This window comes from Thalassococcus lentus, from assembly GCF_028023555.1.
Lineage (GTDB): Bacteria > Pseudomonadota > Alphaproteobacteria > Rhodobacterales > Rhodobacteraceae > Thalassococcus_A > Thalassococcus_A lentus.
Map to the genome: position 1 here is coordinate 746,916 of NZ_JAQIOY010000002.1, position 17,624 is coordinate 764,539.

Sequence of the window (17,624 nt, forward strand, 5' to 3'; positions counted from 1 at the left end):
GAATAAAGCAGGTTCTGGGCTGCGGGACTCATGAAGAAAAACGCGCGGGCCTGACGCACTGGCCTGCGGATTTCCGCAGAGCTGACATTGGCGACATAAAACCCCCGGATGTCAGAGCAGAGAATCCTTGTCCAAACCCAATTTGACGATCTTTTCGTTCAACGTGCGCCTGCCGATGCCCAGCGATTCCGCCGCGTCGTCCATACGCCCCTGATGGGTCTGAATGGCCCGGCCGATCACCTGTCTCTCAAAGGCTGCCACGGCCTCGCGCAGACCCGGACGCGCCGCCGGGTCCAGCCCCGTTCCAGAGATCGCATCCTGCATCGAGCCCGTTCCATGACGCGCCATCATGACCCGCCGTTCGGCAACATTGCGCAACTCCCGCACGTTTCCGGGCCAGTCATGTGCCAGCAAGGCAGACAGATCGGCATCCGCGACATCCGGCGGATCGATTTCGTACAAGGCACTGAATTCCTGCAAGAACCGCTGCATCAGCAGGGCCACGTCATCCAATCGATTGCGCAGAGGTGGCAGATGCAGGGCGAAACCATCAAGCCGATACAGTAGATCACGCCGCAACCGGCCCTCACGCGCGGCCTGCTCTGCGTCTTCGTTGGTAGACGAGATGATCCGCAAATCAACGGTCTGAACGCCGCCTTGGCCCGGCGACAGCACTTCGCCGGTTTCGATCAAGCCCAGCAACATCGGCTGCACGCCCAAGGGGCATGCGCAGATTTCATCCAGAAACAGCGTCCCGCCATTCGCGTTTTGTGCGATATGGGCCAGGTGCTCAGCACTGATCTGCGCTGCGCTGACCTTGACATAGGGCCCGTCACAACGGGCTGAAATATCGTGCAGCGCCCGCGCGACCAGATCCTTGCCTGTGCCTGTCTCTCCGTGCAGCAGCACTGATGCATCGCTTTCGCCAACCATGGTGATCGCTTCACGCAGACGGTGCATGTCGTTGGTCTGCCCCAGCAGAACCCGGTCCAGCCCGGACACCTGATGCAGGCGTTCACGCAGACGCATATTACGCGCGCGCATCTGGTTTTGTTCAGCGGCATGAGACAGGATCAGCAGCAGCCGCTTGGGGTCATACGGTTTTTCGACAAAGCTATATGCACCTGCGCTCATGGCTTCGACGGCCATCGGAATATCACCATGCGCCGAAATCAGGACGACCGGCTGCGTTACGGGCAAGGTCTTCAACAAATCTAGCCCGGTCATGTCCGGCATACGCACATCGCTGAGAATGACATCCGGATTGAACTGATCGATCCAAAGATGCGCTTCGGTCGCGCGCGCCAGCGCCTTGGCCGTCCAGCCCGCCGCTTCGATCAGATCAACCAGTGAATTCCGCATAAGCCGGTCATCATCAATGATCAGGATGCGATAGGCCGTCATTGGTTGTTCCCCGATTGGCGTTTTGGCAGTTCCACCCGAAAGACCGCCCCCTTGCCCGGATCAGAGCGGGCCGCGATCGTGCCGCCGTGATCGGCAACAATACCAGCTGAAATCGTCAGGCCCAGCCCCATGCCATTGCCGCTGGCCCGCGTTGTGGCGAATGGTTCCTTGAGATCCTCAAGGCTCTTGTCACCCAGCCCCGGCCCGGTATCGGCGACCTCAAACCAGACCGTATCCTGATCCGTTCCGCTGCGGATAACAATCCGCCGCTCAGGCGCGCCCTCGATGGCATCCAGCCCGTTGCGCACGATGTTTGTAACCACCTGTTCTATCCGCAAACGGTTTGCAAAAAGGCTGGTGTCATCATTCAGACCCGAAGCATCCACCGTTGCTGATCTGGCCTCAATGCTGGGTTCGAGCAGTTCCAGCGCATCGCTGATGATGTCGCGTAAATCGCATGTCTCGAAACTGTCTCGCCCCTTTCGCGAAAAGAACTTTAGCTGCTGCGTGATGTTTTCCATGCGCGCGACCAGCCCCTGCATCTTGTCGGCCAGAGGTGTTGGGCCCACCGTCATCTCGGATGCCGCGATCTGATTGCGCATAGCTGCGATTGGCTGCCCCAATTCATGGGTCACCGACGAAGCGAGCGTTCCCAATGCCGCCAGACGCCCTGCCCGTTCCAGCTCGGCTTGGGTCTTTTGCAGGTTTTGTTCGGCCAGTCTGCGTTCTTCAATCTCAACTGCGAGCCGGGTGTTCGCGTGGCGCAGCGCCGTTTCCTCGCGCTCGGATTCGCGAAGCGCCAGCCGTACCCGGCGCAACCGGTTGACCTGCAGAGCGCTAAAGCTGAGCAACACCAACGCCAGAAAAGCCCCGGTGGTCAGAGAGGCACGGGTCATCGCCGGATCGTCCGGCGCAAAAAAGTGCAACGACCAGCTATTGGGCAAATCTGCGGTGCGCAGATAGAGCAGGTCTTGTCCTCCGACCTGCGCGGTCTGCCGGTTCAGGTCGAATTCCCAGTCCAGAGCCTCAAGCGGTTCATTCCCGAATTGACGGGAGGCCAGAATGTTCTGCCGCTGGTCATTGGTCAGTCCGCCCAAGGTGCGGTAACGCCACTGCGGATCGGACGCCAACAGCACAACACCATCTGCATTGGCCAGAATGATCCGTTCGCCCGAGGCCTGCCAGGTGTCCTGCAAGGCAGACAGATCGACCTTGATGGCAATGACGCCCTTGGTGCCTTCGCCCGGTGGACGCACTGCCATGGCATAAAAGTAACCCGGAATGCCGGTGGTTGCCCCAATCCCGTAAAATTCGCCCAGCTCTCCGCGCATGGCGTCCTGAAAGTAGGGTCTGAATGCGTAGTTTTGCCCTTTGAAACTGCTGGGGCTGCTGGCGTTCGATGCTGCGATGGTCTGGCCAGTGCTATCCATCAGATACATCGCATCCAAACCGGCGCTTTGCGCAAAACGGGCCAGTCGATAGTCGAGATCGGGATCAACCGTGCCCGTAAGGCTGCGACCAACCACCGGATCAAGCGAGAGCAGAAAAGGCAGATGCGCAAAGTGTCTCAGCTCAGAGGTCAGCGTGCTGCGATAGAGGGTCAGTCGCGCGGCGGCCTTTTCGATTTCTTCAGCCTTGAAATAGGAAAACGAGGCCCAGTACAGCGCCACCGAGGCAACCATCAGCAAAGCGACGGTCAACAGACTGAAAAGGCGGTTCGGCATGGTCGGCCTCGGGCTGGCGGCATCCCCCTGCCGCGTGTGCCCCCATGTCATGCCGCATTCCGCGCGGTTTTCAAGGTACTTCGGTTACAAGCTCTTCAGAGATGTCAACAACGCGGGTGCCCCAGCCATCGCAGGCTTGGGCCAAACCGGGCGGCAAGGCGGTGTCCGTGAACACGGTATCCACGTCGGCCAGCGAACCGATCCGTGCAGGCGCGCTGCGTGCAAATTTCGTATGATCCGCCACGAGAAACGTCTTGCGCGACTGGCGCAGGATAGTCTGGCTGACGCTGACCTCCTGAATATCAAAATCCAACAGATCGCCGTCGCGATCCAGCGCCGAGCATCCGATGACCGCTAGATCGAACTTGAACTGCCGGATCGTCTCGGCCGCCAGCGTACCCACCAAACCGCCATCCGCGCGGCGCAGGCTGCCGCCCGTCACGATGATTTCGCAGCTTTTGTTGGCAACCAGAATGTTGGCGACGTTCATGTTGTTCGTCACCACCATGAGGTTTTCATGATGCAGCAACTCTTCTGCAACCGCTTCGGTCGAGGTTCCGATGTTCAGAAACAGCGAAACCCCGTTGGGAACCTCGGCTGCGCAGGCACGGGCCATGGCGCGTTTGGCCGATTGGTTCAGCGACCGGCGCTCTTCGTATCCGATGTTATGTGTGCCCGAGGGCAAGACAGCCCCCCCATGCACACGTTCCAATCGGCCTGCCTCGGCCAGATCGGTCAAATCCCGGCGGATCGTTTGAAGCGTCACGCCAAAGCGTGCCGCTAGCCCTTCGACAGTGACCTTGCCTTCGCGCCGCGCGATTTCGAGGATTTCCGGATGCCGGAAGGTCTGCGACATGATTTGTCTTTCATTCGTTTTTCGCCCGACATGTCGAGGCACAGGCACACAAACCCAAATCCAAGGCCAAATCAAACCCTATTGGCGAGCTAGGCGGCACAAACTCACAAAAACGCGCCCCTTGGTTACGCCCTTGCCTCGAAAAGTGGCCGCTTTTCACCGAAACGAACACAAACGAACATCACTGGCTTGCCTTTTTACCTCGATACGCGCAAAACGCATCTGAATTGAAACTGGGGTCGACTCATGCAAGGCAACACAGAAAAGCAGGTCAAAGACCTGTTCATCATTGGCGGTGGCATTAATGGCTGCGGGATCGCACGGGACGCCGCCGGGCGCGGATTGTCAGTCAGCTTGGCGGAAATGAATGATCTGGCCTCTGCGACGTCTTCGGCCTCGACCAAGCTGTTTCATGGCGGGCTGCGTTACCTTGAATACTTCGAATTCCGCCTTGTTCGCGAAGCGTTGATCGAACGGGAAGTGTTGCTGAAAGCAATGCCACACATCAGCTGGCCAATGCGATTTGTACTTCCTTATCATAAAGATATGCGGTTTGAATCTAACACGCCCACGTCCCGGCTATTGGGTTTCTTCATGCCGTGGATGAAAGGCAGACGTCCGTCGTGGCTGATCCGTCTGGGCTTGTTTCTCTATGACAATCTTGGCGGTCGAAACATCCTGCCCGGTACGCGCACCGTCGATTTGACTACCTCTGCCGAAGGCGGGCCGTTGGACGATCGCTTTGCCAAAGCCTACGAATATTCAGACTGCTGGATCGAAGATTCCCGTCTGGTGGTCTTGAATGCACGCGACGCACAGGCCCGTGGTGCCGAAATCATGACCCGGACCAAAGTCCTGTCTGCGCGTTCGGAAAACGGTATTTGGGAAATTGAAACGCAAAATATCGAAAATGGCGAAACGCGCACGGAATACGCCCGGATGCTCGTCAATGCAGGCGGTCCATGGGTCGGGGACATCATCCAATCCAAGGTCAGCCTGAATTCCCGCGAAGGCGTGCGTTTGGTTCGCGGCAGCCATATCGTGACAAAACGGCTCTTTGACCACGAAAAATGCTATTTCTTTCAGGGAACCGATGGACGCATCATTTTCGCAATCCCCTATGAGACCGATTTTACATTGATCGGTACAACGGACGCCGAACATGATGATCCGTCGACAAAGCCGGAATGCACCGATCAGGAGCGCGACTACCTGCTGAACTTTGCCAACGATTACTTCAAGCAGGAGTTGACCGCCGAGGATGTGGTCTGGACCTACTCGGGTGTGCGCCCGCTTTATGATGATGGCGCCAGCAGCGCCACGGCGGCCACACGGGATTACACGCTCAAGGTCGATGTCAGTACCGGTGCGCCAATCCTGAACATCTTTGGCGGCAAGATCACCACTTATCGGCGTCTTGCGGAAAGCGCACTGGAACACATCGGCAAGCATCTGGACGTGGCCAAAGACCCGTGGACCGCAGGTGCCCCCCTGCCCGGCGGAGATTTTGCGGTTGATGGTGTCGAAACGCTGATTGCCGAATTGAAACGGGCCTATCCGTTCCTGACCGATTTCTGGGCCAAACGCCTTGTGCGCGCCTACGGAACCGAAGCCTCGAAAATTCTGGGTGACGCCAACTCAGCTGAAGATCTCGGGCAGGACTTTGGCGCCACCCTGACCGAAACTGAAATCCAATGGCTGATGACACGCGAATATGCGCGCACGGCGCAGGATGTGGTCTGGCGTAGGAACAAGCTGGGGCTGAGACTGTCTGCCCAGCAGATCAATACGCTGGACGACTGGATGGCCCAAAATCGGGCAGAGGCGCCCGTCGCAGCCGAATAGATCGGCACGCGCCGGCCCCTGTGATCTAGGGGCCGACGCCAATGATTAGGCCACGATCACTCAGCCCAAAACCGCGCGGGTGACATCGCCCAGCTTTGAGGCGATTTCATCTGCTTCGTCGCGGGTCAGACAGAACGGGGGCGCAAAGCCAAGAATGTCGCCCTGTGGCATTGCCCGCGCAATCACACCGCGCTCAAGCAGCGCAGCGGCGAGACGTGGCCCGACCTTGTCAGCGGGATCAAAGAAGCCGCGTGTTTCGCGATCTTTGACAAATTCAACCGCACACAAAAGCCCTTCGCCGCGCACTTCGCCCACATGGGGATGAGACCCCAACGCATCCTGCAAGACGGCTTTTAAATACGCTCCAACATCGCGGGCATTCGCAATCAGATCCAGATCGTCGATCAGTTTAAGATTGGCCACGCCCGCAGCAGCGCCGATTGGATGGGCAGAATAGGTCCAGCCATGCCCGATAGGCCCGTTTTCGTCGGTCCCTCGCTCCAGCACGGCCCAGACCTTGTCACTGACAATGCTCCCTGACAGCGGTGCGTAGGCCGAAGTCAGTCCCTTTGCGATGGTGATGATATCAGGCCGCATCCCATAGTGATCCGATCCGAACATGCTGCCCAAACGGCCAAAGCCTGTCACCACTTCGTCCGCGATCAACAAGATGTCATGGCGGTCCAGCACTTCTTGAATCGCGGGCCAATAGCCATCAGGCGGCGGCACCAAGCCGCCGGTTCCCAAAGCGGGCTCGCCAATGAAGGCCGCGATGGTATCGGCCCCTTCCTTGGCGATCAGCGCTTCGAGGGCCTCAACACAATGCGCGACGAACTGTGCCTCGGATTGGTCATGGTCCGCGCGGCGGTAGTAGTACGGCGCTTCTGTATGAAGAACCTGAGCCAAGGGCAGATCGAATTTCTTGTGGAACAGCTCCAGCCCCGTCAGCGACCCGGTCATCAGGCCGGACCCATGATAACCACGCCAGCGCGAGATGATCTTTTTCTTTTCCGGACGCCCGAGGATATTTTTGAAATACCAAACCAATTTGATGTTGGTTTCATTCGCGTCCGACCCTGAAAGACCAAAGTAGACCTTGCTCATGTTCGACGGAGCGCGGTCCAGTACCATTTTGGCGAGGGTAATTGACGCCTCTGTGCCGTGACCGACATAGGAATGATAGTAGGCCAGTTCCTTGGCCTGATCCGCGATGGCCTGCGCGATTTCAGGACGGCCATAGCCGACGTTCACACAATAGAGCCCGGCAAAGGAATCCAGCAAACGATTGCCGTCACGATCCTCGATGTGACAGCCACTGCCTCCGGTCACGATCCGTTGCGGCAGATCTCCACGGGCAAAATCGGCCAGATGTGTGGATGGATGAAAGAAGTTTTCCCGGTCCCATTGGTCCAGTTGGTCATTTCTGAGCATTGGCTTACCCCAAGCCTTGGGCGGCGCGCCGCCAGTTGCAGAATGGAGAGCCTGTCGCGCAACGGCCTTGGGTGGCCCGAACGGCAAGCTCCGCTCCGCCCCGGCAGCAGCGCGCAATGCCTTTATTGCCTGAGACACCGAAAAACTAACCCAAGAGAAAACAATGCACCAGTTTGGATTGTGTGAAAGTCTCCGGTACCATCACAGCACTCTACCGGCGCCATACCGCTTGCCCGCCAAGATCCGATCTCCGAGCTGGATATCCTGCCCCGAGATGATCTGCAGGAACTGATCCATATCCAGATTGCGGCCAGTGATGATTGTGGCCACCGGGCCCTTGGGTTTTCTAAGTTTTCCAGCCAGCATCGCAGCCATACCGACAACGCAGGCGCCTTCGGCCACGATGCGATCTTCGAAGAACAAGACCTGCATGGCATCGCGGATCTCTGCTTCGCTCACCAGTACCACATCGTCAAGCAGTGCATTGCAAAGCGGAAAACTGAGCTGGTTGTTCAAGCCGATGCCACCGCCCAGACTGTCTGCCAGACTGGCGACCTCTTCCACCTCGACCGGGTGACCTGCCTTGATCGAGGCATGCATGGCCGCGCCGCGATCCATCGAGATGCCGATCACTTCGACAGCGGGGTTGATCGCTTTGGCCGCAACACAAATTCCGGCAGCCAGACCGCCGCCCGACAAAGGCACGAGGATGGTCTTGAGATCTGGCCGGGCCTCCATCATCTCAAGCCCGATGGTGCCCTGCCCCGCGATGACAAACGGATCATCAAAAGGCGAGATTTCAACCAACCCGTCGGAATGCACCAAACGCTGGCTTTCCGCCATGGCATCGTCCTGACTGGTGCCTGTGATGGAAACCTCTGCGCCCAAGGCCTTGATGCCATCGATCTTGGCCTTTGGCACCAGCTCCGACATGCAGATCACCGCACGCAGCCCTTTTTTGGCGGCTGCATAGGCAACCCCTCGGCCATGGTTGCCAGTCGAGCAACAGGTCACACCGCTAACGCTTTCGGGCAGGTTCATGACTGCATTGTAGGCTCCGCGCAGCTTGAACGCGCCAATCGGCTGCATGTTTTCAAGCTTCAGCAGGAAATCCTGACCACAAAGCCGACTCATGAATGGCGACGGCACCATCGGCGTTTGATCGGCAACGCCACGGATCACTTGCTGAGCCTTGGAAATATCTGCAAGTGTCACGGGCACGCTCTGGTCTCCTTTTGATTGGATACGCGGCGCCCGGCGCCGTATGTCTGGCACGGGGACAGCACCACAGGTTCAACAAAGGTGTCAACGGCCCCGGTCAGACACAGCGCTAAGGAGATCGCCTTGGACAGGCTTGAAAACACCATCGCCCTTCTGTCCGAGTTTGTCGCGTTTCCGACGATCTCTTCTGACTCCAATCTCGACATGATTGCCCGTCTGGCCAATCTGCTGGAGCAGGCCGGCGCACGCGTCGAAACCTTCCACAATCCCGAAGGCACCAAGGCCAATCTCTTTGCCACCATCGGTCCCGAGCGCGATGGCGGCATCGTTCTATCAGGGCATTCAGATGTGGTGCCCGTCACGGATCAGGAATGGACCCATGATCCCTTTGCGATGGTTCGGCGCGACGAAAAACTGTTTGGGCGGGGAACCTGTGACATGAAGGGGTTCATCGCGGCGGCGGTGAGTATGGCGCCGCTTTTTGCACAGCGCGCCCGCACGCGACCGATCCATTTCGCGTTCACCTATGAAGAAGAAGTCGGCTGCATCGGCGCGCAGGCTCTGGTCGAATCCCTGAAGGCCAAGGGCATTCGCCCTGCCGTTGGCATTATTGGCGAGCCAACAGAGATGCGCATCATCGAGGGTCACAAGGGGTGCTGCGAATACACCACTCGCTTTGAAGGGCTGGCCGGGCATGGGTCCGCGCCGGATCGCGGCGTGAATGCGGTGGAATATGCCGTGCGCTATGTGGCCCGTCTGATGGAGCTGCGCGAAACCCTGAAGACCCGCGCCCCCCACAACAGCCGGTTTGAGCCTCCCTGGACAACGATCAACACTGGCGCTGTCCATGGTGGCATTGCGCACAACGTGATTGCGGATCATGCAACGGTGGACTGGGAAATGAGGCCGGTTCAGGCATCGGACGGGCCTTTTGTGCGGCAGGACATGCAGGCCTATGTGAACGACGTGCTGCTGCCGCAAATGCGGGCCGTCTGGCCTGATGCGCGCATCGAAACGGAAACCATGGGCGAAGTGGGCGGACTGGAGCCCACCGAAACAAACGAAGCCAAGCGTATCGTCGCCGAGCTGACGGGTGCCAATGATTCAGATGTGGTCGCCTTTGGCACCGAGGCGGGGATCTTTCAGTCCATGGGCATGGATGTTGTGGTATGCGGCCCCGGTTCTATCGATCAGGCGCATAAGGCGGATGAATTTATCGAAATCAGCCAGCTTTCTCGCTGCCTCGACATGCTGGAACGGCTGGCCGGCAAGCTATAGTTCGTTTGACCTCGGGCGGGCGGTTGCGCGATGCTGACCGCGCAGCGCCCCTACGGCGTCACCCAAAACGGAGCCCACCATGAAGGCCTTTTTCGATCCGCGCCAAAAATCCCATGACCCGCAACACTTCATGGCGCGCGGACAACGGCTGCCCAGCCCAGAGGCGCCGAAACGGGCTGACATTCTTTTGCGCGGCGCACAGGCTGCGGGGTGCCACGTCGAAACCCCGCCTGACCACGGCCAAGCGCCCATCAGCGCCATTCACAGCGCCGAATACCTGTCTTTTTTACAAACCATTCATGCCCGCTGGAGAGCGATGCCCGGCGCCGGTGACGAGGTTATCCCGAACGTCCACCCTGCCAATCGCACCGACAGCTATCCCAGTTCGCCGATTGGGCTGGCGGGTTATCATCAGGCAGACACCGCATGCCCGATCTCGGCTGAGACATGGCACGCGGCCTACTGGTCGGCTCAAACAGCGCTGAGCGCCTCTGAAGCGGCGTTGAACGATGGCGTGGCCTATGCGCTGTGCAGGCCACCGGGCCATCACGCCTTTGGCGATCTGGCAGGCGGCTTTTGTTTTCTCAACAACGCGGCCATCGCAGCCGAACACCTGCGGTGCAAGGGGCTGCGCCCTGCAATTCTGGACGTTGATGTGCACCATGGGAATGGCACGCAAGGGATTTTCTATGAACGCAGCGATGTGTTGACCGTCTCGATCCACGCCAATCCAGAGGCGTTTTATCCCTTCTACTGGGGCCACGGGTCGGAACGCGGCAAAGGCGCGGGCCTTGGTTCAAATCTGAACCTGCCCTTGGCGCTCGGAACGGGCAACGACGGTTTCATCGCCGCGCTTGAAACAGCGCTGGACCGGATCACCTGCTTTGCTGCCGATGTGATCGTCGTGGCGCTTGGACTGGATGCGCATGAATCCGATCCGTTTCAGGGCCTGACGGTGACAACCGAAGGGTTCGGTGCCATTGCCGCTGCCATAAAGGCCGCCGGAAAACCCACCGTGCTGGTGCAGGAAGGTGGCTATGTCTCGGACGATCTGGGTGCCAACCTGACCCGGTTTCTTGACGGCTATCTGGGCCGCTGACCTTCCCTGACGCGGCCCAGTCAAAATAAAACACGCGCCCCAAAGGACGCGTGTTTCTTTGTCAAAGCTCAGTCGGGATCAGTTGCCGTAGGCGTAGGACGGCAACCAAGTCACCAATGCCGGATAGGCAAAGACAATCACCAGACCAAGCAGCTGAACCAGAACGAACGGGATCACGCCGCGATAGATGTGCGCCAACGAGATCTCGGGCGGACAGACCCCCTTGAGATAAAACAGCGCAAAACCGACAGGCGGTGTCAGGAACGAAGTTTGCAACGTGACCGCCACTAGGATCGCGAACCAAACCACCGACGGGTCATTGACCACTCCGAAACCATTGATCGCGAGATCAAGCGAAAGGATCACCGGCAGCATCAGCGGCATGATGATGATCGTGATTTCGATCCAATCCAGCAAGAATCCCAGCAGGAATACGATGAACAGGATAAAGCCCACGGTCATGTAGGGATCACCGTCAAAGGCATTCAGAACCAAGTGCTCGATGATTTCATCGCCGCCGTAACGGCGCAGAACAAAGGCAAAGAAGTTTGCCGCAAGGAAGATACCAACGATATAACCAGCGGTGTTCAAGGTTGACCGGCTGACATCCGCCATGACGCGCATATTAAGCTTGCCATTAAACAGCGCCAGCAAGGTTGCGCCCAAGGCACCGAGACCCGAAGCTTCGGTCGGGGTTGCGATACCGGCAAAGATCGAGCCAAGAACCAGCAGGATCAACAGCATCGGCGGCACGACGGCCAAGAGCACTTCCTTGATGACAGGCCAGCCCACCTCGTCCGCCTTTTCGGGCGCGGGCATCGCACTGGGGTTCAGAAACCCGTAGATGACGATGAAGACGATATAGAGCGCGCCCAGCAAGAGGCCGGGGAACAACGCGCCCATGAACAGATCACCCAGACTGATGGCAAGCTGATCGGACATGATCACCAACATGATCGACGGTGGGATCAGAATACCCAAGGTGCCCGCCGATGCGATGGTGCCTGTCGCAATCGGTTTGGAATAGTTCTGGCTCATCATTTGGGGCAATGCCATGACCCCTAGCAGGGTCACCGACGCGCCAATCACCCCTGTTGATGCCGCAAGGATGATACCGATCAGCAGAACTGTCAGGGACAAGCCACCACGCAGACCGCCGAACAGCTTTTGCATAGACTGCATCATGCGCTGTGCCACGCCGGACTGATCCAACATGAGGCCCATGAAAATAAACATCGGCAAGGCTACGAGAACCGGGTTTTTGACAATCGATCCGAACAGACGCCCGGACAGTGCCTGCAATTTCTGATAGGCTATGCCGGTGCGATCAAACTCGATGATGTCGCGGAAGGTGCCCCGGAAAGGATCTAGGAAGAATTCCGCGATCAGGACAAAGATCAGCGAAATCCCGACCAGAGCCATAGCCACGGGGATGCCGCGAAACAGCATGAAGATGAAACCACCGAACATGAAAAGAACAGCAATTTCGTTCAGGGTCAGGAACTGACCAAGAAAACTCAGCATCAGCGTGCCCTCCGCGCGTCACGCAGGATGGCAGCGCCAATCAGCATGAGTGTCAGCCCCAAAGAGATGACGATTGTGTATTTGATATCCCAAGGACCAGCCTCGAATTCGTCAAAGATTGGCTTGCGCGAAATCGTGCGGGGGATTTGCCCTTCGGGCAATGTCAGCCAGTGATAGCTGTACAGCACGTAGTAAAGGATCAGGTTTACGACGAACATTGTCGATGGGAATGCCCAGAGCAGTTTGCGGCCCAGCGTCGGTTCGGTCAGAACCTTCATCCGGCGCAGGTACATCGACCACAGCGCCACCGCCATCAGCACAAAGGACAGATTGAGCAGGATTTTCAGGATCCAGAGATTATGCAGGCCGTTGGGACTGTCTGAACCTTCGTCGGCCATGACCGAGGCGATTGCATAGCCAAAGGTCACGTCCCAGCTGAGAATGACAAAAGGCAAAAAACACCAGACCAGCGCAAAGATATCGATCCGCGCTTTGCGCTTGGGATCGTAGTTGTCATAGAAAATATCGACGCGCACATGGCTGTTGGTGGTCACCGCATAGGCCACGCCTATCAGAACCGCTGCACCGTACAGCCACCACTGGAAGTCATCCAACCATGCCTGATTGTGCCCAGCCTGCCGCAAGATGACCTGCGCACAGATAGCGATCATGAGGATCGGAAAGATCCAGGCAAAGATGTTGGAAATGCCAACAACCAGGCGGTCGCCCTTGTTGTGCTCGGCCCGGTCAATTTCGCCCGGGTCGTAAATCGCCACAGGCATTTCTGCCACCTGCGGATCGGTGCCATCCTGCATGATGTCAGCCCCCGTCAATTATTTTGGGTGTTTCGCGCCATAGTGCGCAGATGGGCAGGCCAAGCGGCCTGCCCAAATGGTGTCACGAGTACCGCAATCAGTTGCGTGGGCGCGGCAGGTAGATGGTGTCGCCCCAGGTTTTATAGCCCGCGCGGAATTCGCTCAGGTCATCCCAGACTTCCTTGAAGTAGGCGTCTTCTGCTGCCAGCTCTGCCGCCACTTCGTTCCATGTGCTTTCGAACACGGCCAGCTGCTCGGGCGTCCAGCTGCGGATGTTCACGCCATTCTGCTCAACGTTCTCAACCATCGCGCCAAAGTTGGTCGCTTCGCCTTCGGCATAGTTGGTTGTGATGTTGGCAAGGCAGGCGATTTCAATCTGCATCTGCGATGCTTCGTCCAGATCGTCCCAGCGATCCTTGTTGACCAGCAGTTCGAACATGGTCGCAGGCTGGTGCCAGCCGGGGAAGTAGTTGAACTTGGCGATCTGGTGGAAACCAAGACGCGCATCGATGCGGGGCATCGAGAATTCTGTCGCGTCAATCGCGCCGCGCTCAAGCGCCGGGAAGATGTCGCCACCTGCCAGCAGGGATGTCGAAACGCCCAGACGCTGCATCACTTCGGCACCCAGACCGAAGAAACGCATGTTCAGACCCTTGAGGTCATCAAGCGAGGTGATTTCGTTCTTGAACCAGCCGGATGTCTCGGGCGCGATAACGCCACAAGGCTGAACGTGCACGTTGTAGCCGTTCTCATCATACATGCGCTGCATGAGGGCGTGACCGTCATCATAAAGCATCCACGCGAGGAATTCGCCGGCCTCTGGGCCGAATGGAACCGCCGCGAACAGCGAAGCCGACGTGATCTTGCCCTGCCAGTAGCCGGACGTGGTGAAGGCCGCGTCGACAGAACCGTTGGACACAGCGTCCAGCGCTTCGAGTGTCGGGACCAATTCACCGGGATCGAAATGTTCAAATTCTACGTCGTTTGAAATGCCGTTGATCTTTGCAACGAAGTCGGTCGCCGCGGTGCCGAGGATTGGCAGGTTCTTACCGAAGGCAGACGTCATTTCGAACGTCTCCTGCGCCTGAACGGTGCCAGCAGCGATAAAGGCCGCGACTGCGGCTGTGGTAAAGGTTTTCATTGATGATCTCCTCCCTGAGATGCGTATTTACTCGCCGTTTTCCTCTGGCGGGCGGCGTGCATTCGGAACGTTGCCCGTTTGCCAGCGGCAGGTCAACCGCGAGTTGGTAACAAAACTAGACCAAAAACCCGCATGTCAAGAATTAGATGTGTTCTTTTCAGGCAATCAGCGCGATCGACCAGCCGTTAGCGCTAAAGCGATTCTACCTGTTCCAGCACCGTGGTCACCGCCCGCGCCAAGCTGTCCATCGCCCCTGCCAATTCGTCATCCGAAGCAACAAAGGGCGGCGCGAGCAGGACATGGTCACCGGATTTCCCGTCACGTGTGCCGGGCATTGGATAGCATACCAACCCCTCGGCAAAGGCCGCCTTTTTCAATTTGCCCGCGAGACCCAGCCGCGCATCGAACGGTGTTTTGCTGTCCCGGTCGGCAACAAATTCGATCCCCCAGAAAAACCCGCGGCCGCGAATGTCGCCAACATGTGGGTTCTGGCCGAAGCGGGCATGCAGCATGCCTGCGAAATCCGCGCTGCGTTCAGCCACCCGCGCAGGCAGGTCGTTGTCGAGCAACTCGCGCACCACGGCCAGCGCCGCAGCCGCTGCCACCGGATGACCCAGATAGGTGTGCCCATGCTGGAAGAACCCCGAGCCATCGCGAATGGCGTCGTAGATTTTTCTTGAGCTCAGCATGGCCCCAATCGGCTGATAGCCCGCGCCCAGCCCCTTGGCGATACACAGGATATCCGGCGCAACCTGATCGGCATTGCAGGCAAACAGATGCCCGGTGCGACCCATGCCACACATGACTTCGTCGAGGATCAGCAAGACACCGTAGCGGTCGCAGATTTCGCGAATGCGCTTGAAATACCCGGCAACAGCGGGCACCGCGCCCAAGGTGGCCCCCACCACAGGCTCGGCCATAAAGGCCATGACCGTGTCAGGCCCCAATCGCAGGATTTCCTGCTCCAGTTCATCCGCGACCCGTGCGCCATAGGCTTCAACCGTTTCATCGGGCTGGCGTTCGGCATATTCGTAGCAAGGCGAAATATGGCTGACATCCACCAGCAGGGGCGAAAACTGTTCCCGGCGCCATTCGTTTCCGCCGGCGGCCAACGCTCCGAGAGTGTTGCCATGATAGCTCTGGCGGCGCGCGATCAGGTGGCGGCGCTGCGGCTGGCCAACTTCCACGTAATATTGCCGCGCCAGTTTGATTGCGCTTTCGACCGCTTCGGACCCACCTGAAACAAAATAGACCCGGTCCAGATCGCCCGGGGCGTTCGCAATCAGCAAATCAGCCAGTTCCTCGGCCGGGTCCGACGTGAAAAAGCCGGTGTGGGCAAAGGCCAGTCGGTCAACCTGATCCTTGATTGCAGAAGCCACACGGGCGTTCGAATGCCCAAGACAGGATACCGCCGCCCCACCTGAGCCATCGAAATACCGCTTGCCTTGTGCGTCCACCAAAAAACAGCCATCGCCGCGCACGGCGGTTGGCAAATCACTGTGGCAATGGCGGGGAAATACGTGGCTCATGTCTGTCTCCAAAGACGAATCTGCGACAAGCGGACAGTGCCAGTCTATGTGCAGGACGCCGAATGGATGCAAAGAGTTTTGCCCATCCCAAATTAAAAAACCGTGCCGGGTCAATCATCCAGATATGTTTTCTCTGCACGCCCCCGATAGGCCTGCAGATACTCTTCGGGCACTTCGCTTCCGTCGGCCAGAAACGGCAATATCCCTTTGCGCAAAGACGCACCGCGCGCATTCATGATTTCATGGTCAGACTTGGTGACACGCTGCGCGTTGCGCCTGCCCCATTGCGCCAGCATACCGTAGAGCCGATCAATGACTTCCTGGTGGGCATCGTGCTTGGCGAGGTCGTGGAATTCGTCTGGATCCTCGTACAAGTCAAAGAGCATCGGGCGCATGCCGCCTTCGGCGTGCATCATCTTGTAGCGGCCATCAAAAACCATGAACAAACGGCATTCATTTGGCATGAGCCCAAGGCGCGCGGCCTGCTGCGTTGAGGAATAGTCGAATTCGGATATGGCATAGTCCCGCCAGTCCGGCGTCTCGCCTCGCAACCAAGGCAGCAGGGACCGCCCCTCGAGGATGTGCCCCGGAACCTCGCCGCCTGCTGCCTCAACAAAGGTTGGCGCGAGGTCGATCGACTCGACCAGCGCATCGCAGGTGGTGCCACGGGTCGTATCGGCCTCGGGGCGCGGATCATAGATGATCATCGGAATCTTTACGGATGGATTGTGGAACAGGTCCTTTTCTCCAAGCCAGTGATCGCCCAGATAGTCGCCGTGGTCTGATGTCAGCACGATCATTGTGCTGTTCAGCTGATCGGTTTGCTCAAGGTGATCCAGCAAGACCCCTAATTGATCGTCGCACTGTTTGATCAGCCCCATGTACGCGGGAATAACTTTGGAGCGCACCTCTTCGCGCTGAAACGCCTGCGCGATCTTGTTGCTCTGATAGGCCCCGAAGACAGGATGCGGGTCTTCGCGTTCGGCCGCGTGTCGGCGTGCGGGCGGCACGTGTTCAGGGCCAAACATGGCGTGGTAAGGCGCGGGCACGATGTAGGGCCAGTGCGGCTTGATATAACTCACATGCGCGCACCAGGGCGCCTTGGCCTGCTTGATGAATTCAATCGTCTGCCGCGTCAGCCACGGGGTTTCGCTGTCTTCCTCGCGAATGTTGGCCGGCTTATCGGCATTGGCAAAAATCCAGCCCGTGGCCACATCGTTGTTTTCATCCACGCCCGCATTGGCGTGATTGGCCCAAGGGTTGTCACCGGGATAGCCTTTGGATTTCAGATATTCGTTATAAGGCGAGCGTTTTTCGTCATAGAACCCATCCGGGCCCTGCGCCCATAACCCGTCATCCCGCTGCCATGCGTCAAATCCACATTCCGCCTGTCGCGCGCCAATGACACTGTCCGCCGCAAGCCCCAAGCGGGCCATGCCTTTGGCATCAGCCTTCATACGGGTTTTGCCGATCAGCCAGCAATCCATGCCGGACGCGCGCAAATGATCTCCGAGGGTCTGTTCGCCAACGCGTAATGGAAAACCGTTCCAGGCCGCCCCATGCGATGACACATAGCGCCCGGTGTAAAAACACATCCGGCTGGCACCGCAAATGGGCGATTGCACAAAGGCATTGGTGAACCGCACGCCCATGGATGCGACCCGGTCAAAGTTGGGTGTTTCCAGATGCGGATGGCCTGCGCAACTCAGATAGTCAAAACGCAGCTGATCATACATGATAAAAAGGATGTTCACGCC

The 17,624-nt window shown here is 58.2% G+C and carries 13 protein-coding genes; 3 read left to right on the forward strand and 10 right to left on the reverse strand.

All coding sequences use genetic code 11. The annotated features are described in order from the left end of the window. Positions 1-111 precede the first annotated feature (111 nt). The 3 genes from PFY00_RS08715 to PFY00_RS08725 are packed head-to-tail and all read right to left on the reverse strand — an operon-like array spanning position 112 to position 3,984. Positions 112-1,404: a sigma-54-dependent transcriptional regulator gene (locus PFY00_RS08715; RefSeq protein ID WP_271432143.1), complete on the reverse strand. Its 1,293-nt coding sequence runs from the start codon at positions 1,402-1,404 to the stop codon at positions 112-114. Further along, a complete protein-coding gene (locus tag PFY00_RS08720) occupies positions 1,401-3,179 on the reverse strand; it encodes a sensor histidine kinase (protein ID WP_271432144.1) in 1,779 nt (592 codons plus the stop codon). Before PFY00_RS08720 ends, PFY00_RS08715 begins: the two co-directional genes overlap by 4 nt. Positions 3,180-3,198: 19 nt before the next feature. Continuing rightward, positions 3,199-3,984, reverse strand: coding sequence for a DeoR/GlpR family DNA-binding transcription regulator (locus PFY00_RS08725; protein ID WP_271432145.1), 786 nt, complete (start codon positions 3,982-3,984; stop codon positions 3,199-3,201). A 246-nt stretch (positions 3,985-4,230) separates the two neighbouring features. Between PFY00_RS08725 and glpD the strand changes: the two genes are divergently transcribed. After that, positions 4,231-5,829: a glycerol-3-phosphate dehydrogenase gene (glpD, locus tag PFY00_RS08730; protein ID WP_271432146.1), complete on the forward strand. Its 1,599-nt coding sequence runs from the start codon at positions 4,231-4,233 to the stop codon at positions 5,827-5,829. A gap of 60 nt (positions 5,830-5,889) precedes the next feature. Here glpD and PFY00_RS08735 read toward each other — a convergent pair whose 3' ends face one another. Next, on the reverse strand, positions 5,890-7,260 hold the full coding sequence (locus tag PFY00_RS08735; protein ID WP_271432147.1) for an aspartate aminotransferase family protein: 1,371 nt from the start codon (positions 7,258-7,260) through the stop codon (positions 5,890-5,892). 201 nt (positions 7,261-7,461) lie between these two features. Continuing rightward, the gene (eutB, locus tag PFY00_RS08740) at positions 7,462-8,481 is read right to left on the reverse strand and encodes a hydroxyectoine utilization dehydratase EutB (protein WP_271432148.1); all 1,020 of its coding nucleotides are present in this window, start codon (positions 8,479-8,481) and stop codon (positions 7,462-7,464) included. Positions 8,482-8,604: 123 nt separating this feature from the next. Here eutB and argE point away from each other — a divergent pair, with 123 nt between their 5' ends. Beyond that, on the forward strand, positions 8,605-9,759 hold the full coding sequence (argE, locus tag PFY00_RS08745) for an acetylornithine deacetylase (RefSeq protein ID WP_271432149.1): 1,155 nt from the start codon (positions 8,605-8,607) through the stop codon (positions 9,757-9,759). Positions 9,760-9,838: 79 nt separating this feature from the next. Continuing rightward, a complete protein-coding gene (locus PFY00_RS08750) occupies positions 9,839-10,858 on the forward strand; it encodes a histone deacetylase family protein (RefSeq protein ID WP_271432150.1) in 1,020 nt (339 codons plus the stop codon). 78 nt (positions 10,859-10,936) lie between these two features. Here PFY00_RS08750 and PFY00_RS08755 read toward each other — a convergent pair whose 3' ends face one another. The 5 genes from PFY00_RS08755 to PFY00_RS08775 form a co-directional block, all read right to left on the reverse strand. Continuing rightward, positions 10,937-12,382, reverse strand: coding sequence for a TRAP transporter large permease (locus PFY00_RS08755; protein ID WP_271432151.1), 1,446 nt, complete (start codon positions 12,380-12,382; stop codon positions 10,937-10,939). Further along, complete coding sequence (locus PFY00_RS08760) at positions 12,382-13,197, reverse strand: TRAP transporter small permease subunit (protein ID WP_271432152.1); 816 nt, start codon at positions 13,195-13,197, stop codon at positions 12,382-12,384. Before PFY00_RS08760 ends, PFY00_RS08755 begins: the two co-directional genes overlap by 1 nt. Before the next feature lie 97 nt (positions 13,198-13,294). Then, positions 13,295-14,338 (reverse strand): TRAP transporter substrate-binding protein, encoded by a 1,044-nt coding sequence (locus tag PFY00_RS08765; protein ID WP_271432153.1) that lies wholly within the window; start codon positions 14,336-14,338, stop codon positions 13,295-13,297. Positions 14,339-14,529: 191 nt separating this feature from the next. Then, on the reverse strand, positions 14,530-15,867 hold the full coding sequence (locus PFY00_RS08770; RefSeq protein ID WP_271432154.1) for an aspartate aminotransferase family protein: 1,338 nt from the start codon (positions 15,865-15,867) through the stop codon (positions 14,530-14,532). 110 nt (positions 15,868-15,977) lie between these two features. Then, positions 15,978-17,621: a sulfatase-like hydrolase/transferase gene (locus PFY00_RS08775; protein WP_271432155.1), complete on the reverse strand. Its 1,644-nt coding sequence runs from the start codon at positions 17,619-17,621 to the stop codon at positions 15,978-15,980. Positions 17,622-17,624: the final 3 nt, after the last annotated feature.